Source organism: Polyangium sp. 15x6 (genome assembly GCF_029960785.1).
Taxonomy (GTDB): Bacteria; Myxococcota_A; Polyangia; order Polyangiales; family Polyangiaceae; genus Polyangium.
This window is the reverse complement of record NZ_JASBQE010000212.1, coordinates 1-5,258: the sequence shown is the minus strand read 5'-3', so window position 1 is coordinate 5,258 and position 5,258 is coordinate 1. Positions and strand designations below refer to the sequence as shown.

5 protein-coding genes are annotated in these 5,258 nt (G+C 65.7%); all 5 read right to left on the bottom strand.

Features of this window, described 5'->3' with window-relative positions; translation table 11 throughout:
* Nucleotides 1-34: 34 nt before the first annotated feature.
* The 5 genes from QHF83_RS52785 to QHF83_RS52765 all read right to left on the bottom strand — a co-directional run bounded on the left by QHF83_RS52785 (nucleotide 35) and on the right by QHF83_RS52765 (nucleotide 5,046).
* On the bottom strand, nucleotides 35-1,042 hold the full coding sequence (locus tag QHF83_RS52785; RefSeq protein ID WP_282425785.1) for a transposase: 1,008 nt from the start codon (nucleotides 1,040-1,042) through the stop codon (nucleotides 35-37).
* Between the two features lie 160 nt (nucleotides 1,043-1,202).
* Nucleotides 1,203-1,955 carry a hypothetical protein gene (locus QHF83_RS52780; protein WP_282425784.1) on the bottom strand — a complete coding sequence of 251 codons (753 nt, stop codon included), beginning with the start codon at nucleotides 1,953-1,955 and terminating at the stop codon, nucleotides 1,203-1,205.
* A gap of 4 nt (nucleotides 1,956-1,959) precedes the next feature.
* On the bottom strand, nucleotides 1,960-3,276 hold the full coding sequence (locus QHF83_RS52775; RefSeq protein ID WP_282425783.1) for a hypothetical protein: 1,317 nt from the start codon (nucleotides 3,274-3,276) through the stop codon (nucleotides 1,960-1,962).
* A complete protein-coding gene (locus tag QHF83_RS52770; RefSeq protein WP_282425782.1) occupies nucleotides 3,260-4,753 on the bottom strand; it encodes a serine/threonine-protein kinase in 1,494 nt (497 codons plus the stop codon). Before QHF83_RS52770 ends, QHF83_RS52775 begins: the two co-directional genes overlap by 17 nt.
* Before the next feature lie 23 nt (nucleotides 4,754-4,776).
* Nucleotides 4,777-5,046, bottom strand: a complete 270-nt coding sequence (locus QHF83_RS52765) for a hypothetical protein (protein ID WP_282425781.1) — start codon at nucleotides 5,044-5,046, stop codon at nucleotides 4,777-4,779.
* Nucleotides 5,047-5,258 lie beyond the last annotated feature (212 nt).

Below are 5,258 nucleotides of genomic sequence, written 5' to 3'. Positions count from 1 at the left end.
CGAAGGAGCCGCCACCCAGAGCGACGCCTGCTTCTCACGTGTTCGCCCCATCGACATGACGCGGACAAACTACCATCGTCGCCAGTTCTTGTCGATCCTCCTTCGGGATAAGTCCACGGGCTGATAGGAGCAGCTCGGCCTTGTGATACCCCTTGTCCGCCACGACCTCGAGCACGGTACGCTCGGGCTGTGCGTCGCTGATGCCGCCCTCCGAGGGCGAATCGTCGTCCGAATCGCGGTCCTTGCTGCTCTTCGTCTGCTCGACATTCGTGCGCGCCTGCTCCAGGCTTTGCGCCATCGTCGCTGGGTCAGCCTGGTCCGCTGAATAGACCTCTGCGGCGACCACGACGCCGGTGCTCATGTCGACGACATGCTCGCTCTTGTAGGCCAATCGCGTGCGGCCATCCTTGTGCTTCGTGATGCGGGCATCTTCGTCCGTGGGGCTTTTCCAATCGGTATTCGACGTCTTCTTTCCCTTGCGCTTGCGGTCGAGCCGCCGGGCATCCTCCACGGTCGGATTCTCGATGCCTTCCTCCTTCGCCAGCCGCTTGATGTAGTCCGCGTACACCTCGCCCGTCTCGCGCCGCACGATCGCCTTCATCGAGGCATCCGCGCGGAGATACGTCGAGTCCACGCCCATGACTTTACCCTGGAGAAGCCCGGAGCGATTGACGACCCCAAGCACGAAGGCGAACATCGCCTCGAAGGCCTCACTGCCGAGGCGCTTGCGCATCTTGGACAGCGTCGAATGATCGGGCACCGTTTCGCCGGGCAACAGCCCGAGGAACTCCCGCAGGGACAGCGAGTCCGAGCACCGCCATTCGAGCCCGCGCTCGGACTCGATCCCCTCGAAAAAACCGACCAGCAGCATCCGGAAGTAAAGCCTCGGCGGGATCGACGGCCTGCCCGCCGTCCCGTCGGCCTCGAAATACTTCGCGCACGTCGCCTCCATGGCCCGGTCAAACCCGTTCTCGCGCAGAAGCTCGTTTAGCTTCTCGTAGAACCGGTGCCCCGGCGACCGCGGCAGCGAAGGCGCTGCCACCCAAGAGCGACGCCTGCTTCTCTCGTCTTCGCCCCATCGACATGACGCGGACAAACCTACCATCGTCTCCAGTCCCTGTCGATCGTCCTTCGCGATAGGTCCACGGGCTGTTAGCCGGCTCCGGGCTCTTTCCTGACCATCGGCCTCCGACGTTGATTCTCTACTTCGTGCAGACGCCGTCGACGCAAGAAAAATCGGCGCACTGCTCGGGCTGGGTGCACGGCTCGCCCTGCGGCTTGACGCAGCGGTTCGTCACGCATCGCCCGCTGATGCACTCGACATTGGAGGTGCAAAATGCGCCTGTCGCGGTCTGGCATGCCCCCGCTCCGTTGCAGGCATTGTTCCCCGCGCACGGCGGGTCGCCACTGGTATCGGCAAACTCTGCGGGCAAGGGCGAGCAGTTCCCCGGCGCGATGCTGCAGGAGACGCACACTTCGTCGCAGGGCGTGTTGCAGCACGTCCCTTCCGCGCAGATGCCGCTCTTGCACTCGTCATCGGTGCTGCATGCCGATCCGAGGCAACGCTTGCAGGCGCCTCCCCCGCCACAGTCCACGCCGGACTCGTACCCGTTCTGGATGCCATCATCGCAGCGGGAGCAGACGTGGTCCTTGCAGTGTCCGTGAGGGCAATCCTCGTAGGCCACACAGGCGACGCACTCCGAGACGGCGTCGTCGCTGCAAACGCCCGTCGAGCATTTCGTCCGTGCCGGTGCATTGACGGGTCGGCAGGAGTTTTCTTCGCAAGTCCATGAATGGCACTCCCCTGCGGGGCCACAGTCGTTGGGGGTATCGCAGTACTTGCAGGCCGGATCATCCGGCGGGCAGAGCACGGCAGCCTCCTCGATGCCGAACGTTTGTCGACAACTCGCGACTGCGAAAATCGTGATCAGAGCGATGACGTGGCGCGCTCGCATGGCTTCACTTGCAATACTTCAGCACGGGGTCGCACGTGGTGTTGTAGACGGCACAATCCGCGTTGGATGCGCAGGGCTTGCACTTCCCGGTGGCGAGGTCGCACAGCTTGCTCGCGCAGTCCACGCTGGATTTGCATGCATAACCTGTCTGTACCTTGCACTGCCCCTTACCGTTGCAGACCTCGCCTGGGCTGTTACACGTTTCGTAATCGATCGTTCCTGCCGACACGGCCTGGCAGGCTCCGGACGCCGAGCACGCTTCGCAGGGGCCGTCGCACGGCTTGTCACAGCATACTTTGCTCGCGCCGACGTTGGTGAAGACGCATTTCTTGGCCGCGCATTCCAGGTCCTCCTCGCACGGCTGACCGAGGCACAAGCCACAGCTCCCGCCGCAGATTTCCTGGCCGTCCGATATGATATCCCCGCAAGTGATGCAAGCGCCGTGATCGCAGCGCTCATTCCAGGCACAGTCCTTGTCCAGAACACATTCGACGCAAACGCCAGCATCGTCGCAATAGCCAAGATCGCCGTCGCTCATCGTGCATGGCTGGTGGATCGTCGGCAGACGTACGGGGGTCCAGCCATCGCAGATCCATTGGAAGCAGGGTTCGTAGGTCGCTGGGGCATCCGCCAGATCGACATCGAGCTTCATCGCGCCGTGCCCATCGCAGATCCAGGTCCGGCAATCACCCTTGAGCTCCTGGGCCACGACGACGCTACCCTCCGGTTTGTGCGAAGGAGCGCAGGAGCCAAATTCGCACTCCCAGGTCGTACATGCCGTGTCGGACCCGCAATCCGCCTTGGTTTCGCATCGCCCGCAAATGCCTATCAGGCACTCGGCCTGGTCTCCCGCGCATGGCGCACCGTCGGGCTTCGGCCAATGCTTCGGCTCCCCGTCGAAGCATTTATCCTCGGTGCACGCGTTCCCGTCGTCGGGCGGCGTGAGCTCGCTCGGACCGATGGCGCAGTACCCCTGCGTGCACGCTTTCCACGCGCACGGCAAACCGGTCTCGCAGTCCTTGTTCGTGCTGCACGGGACCATGCACAGGTCGCCGGCGCAGCTCCCTTTGAGCGCGCCGTAGAAGCACGGATGCCCGTCCCCGAGGTAAGTGTGCGTCTGCGTGCCGTTGCCGCAGGCGTCGATCGTGCATGGGTTGTGATCGTCCTCGGGCTGCGAGCACGTCGACGACTTGCAGGAGAATCCCGAGAAGGTCGCGACCAGGCCGGCGGCGAGCACCACCGCGAGCGCGCGTCCCCAGCCCGCTCGTCGGCGCGGCGGGTTCTGCTGTTCAGGCGTGCGCGGGTCATCGACGGCGGCCATAGAGGTCCTCCTTCGGTGCGGTCGTCGCGGCGGGCGTGGTCGCGGGCGGAGGGGAGTTCGTGCGTCGCGGAGGCGGCGGTGCAATCTGCGCCGGAATGGCTTTCGTCGTCGCCGTCTCGACGCGTGGGGGTGTGTCCCTCGCAGACGAAGCATCGGAGGCAGGCGGCAGAGGCGGTTGAGGAATGGCGGCAGCCTCGGGCGGCCGCTCCATCGTTGGCTGCACCTTCGCTTCGGGCGCATCGGAGGCCGCAGCCGGTGAGACAGACTCACGGCCCACACGGATGCCGATCGCGAGGGCTGCCAGCGCCACGACAAGGGCTACGAGTGCAGCAACCGGTGGGCCGCGGAGCTTGCTCGGGGTAGATGCGTCGAGCTGCGGAGCGGTGACTGCTGCGGGCGGTGGCGTCGCTGCCTCGTACACGCGGCTGATCTGCGGGAGCGGGCCTGTCTGCTCCGCGGATCGTGCCGTGGCGCCAAGCTCCGGCAATGGCGCCGTCTGCGCTTGCGACGGAGCCGTCAGTGCCGCTGCAACTGGCGCGAGCTCGGGACGTGATGGCAGACGTGCGCTGTGCTCCGGCTCGCCGAGGACCTTCGCCGCGCGCTTCGCGTACATCGCCGTGTGCTCGGAGCCGAAGGGCGCCAGAGCGGCCGCGAGTGCGGCAACGCTGGCGAACCGCACGGCTTGGTCCTTCTCGAGGCAACGCAGGAGCACGGCTTCCAGCGCTTCGGGGAGATCTCGCCGAAGATCGCGCGGCCTCCATGGCGGACGGTGCAAGACCGCGTGCATCATCGACGGGATCGAGTCGACGTCTTCGTGGTGAAACGGCATCTTGCCGGTCAGAAGGTGAAATAGCGTCGCACCGAGCGCCCACACATCAGTGCGCGCATCCACGTGGGTCGTCGCTGCGAACTGCTCCGGCGCCATGTAAGGCGCGGATCCCATGGGTTGCGAAGGGTCGAGCTTCGCCGTGCTCGCGTTCGCCCACTTCGCGATGCCGAAGTCGAGCACCTTGATGCACGACGATCCGTCGAGTGCGCGCGTGAGGAACAGGTTCGCGGGCTTGATGTCCCGGTGCACGATGCCGATGGAGTGCGCCTCTGCGATGGCCTCGCACGCCTGAAGGATCGCGTCCGCGGCTTCCTCCACGGGCAGCGGTCCACGCTCGCGGAGCACGTGCGAGAGGTCGTTCCCGTCGAGGTGCTCGAGCACCATGTACGGCGTCCCATCCTCGAGCGCAGCGACGTCGAGGACACGCGCCACGTGCTGACTCCGGAGGCGAACCGCGGCGCGCGCCTCGCGCACGAAGCGAGTCACATCCGCCTGATTCCCCGGCCCGAGCATGAACTTGATCGCGACGAGCTCATCGAGCGCGAGATGCCTCGCCGCGACGACGACGCCCATGCCTCCAGCGCCGAGCACACGCTCGACGCGGTACTTGTCGAGGAGGATTTGCCCGGGTTGAAAGGCGGTTTGCATGCGGGCTCCGGAGGGCGGAAGCGTCAGAAGACACCACCGAGCACGAGGCCTGCGCCTTGCGGCGAAGCGTGGGGCGCGAGGACCCACGTACGGGCGGCCTTGTTCGGCGACTTCGGTGCCCCCGCGAGGAGGAACAGCGTAACGCCCGTGGCGACGACGACTCCTGACGCGATTACCACCACCGTTGCGGTATCGGCGTACGTGATGGCCTGGTTCCGAAGCGCGACGCCTTTAGGGTAACACTTGTTCGGGTCTTCGGGGCAATACTGCTGCGATTCCTTATCAGTCGTCACCGCTGCAATGGAAAACCCTCCGGCCACGGCGAGCCCCGCGAGCCCCACGCTGCCGATAACGATACCGGCGACCCGCTGAGCCGTTCGTCCGTAAGTCCTCGCCCACCACCGTCTGGACGACCATCCGCGCCCATGGCAGGCGCCACGTGCGCGGCACGCGCATGCTCGCCGCGCCGGCGTGCGCTCGGCGGGTTCGTCGCAGCCGCACAATA

What these genes read in the sequence shown, in the direction of transcription:
- QHF83_RS52775 (WP_282425783.1), bottom strand. Translation starts at nt 3,276, where the DNA reads ATGGCCGCCGTCGATGACCCGCGCACGCCTGAACAGCAGAACCCGCCG.
- QHF83_RS52780 (WP_282425784.1), bottom strand. Translation starts at nt 1,955, where the DNA reads ATGCGAGCGCGCCACGTCATCGCTCTGATCACGATTTTCGCAGTCGCG.
- QHF83_RS52770 (WP_282425782.1), bottom strand. Translation starts at nt 4,753, where the DNA reads ATGCAAACCGCCTTTCAACCCGGGCAAATCCTCCTCGACAAGTACCGC.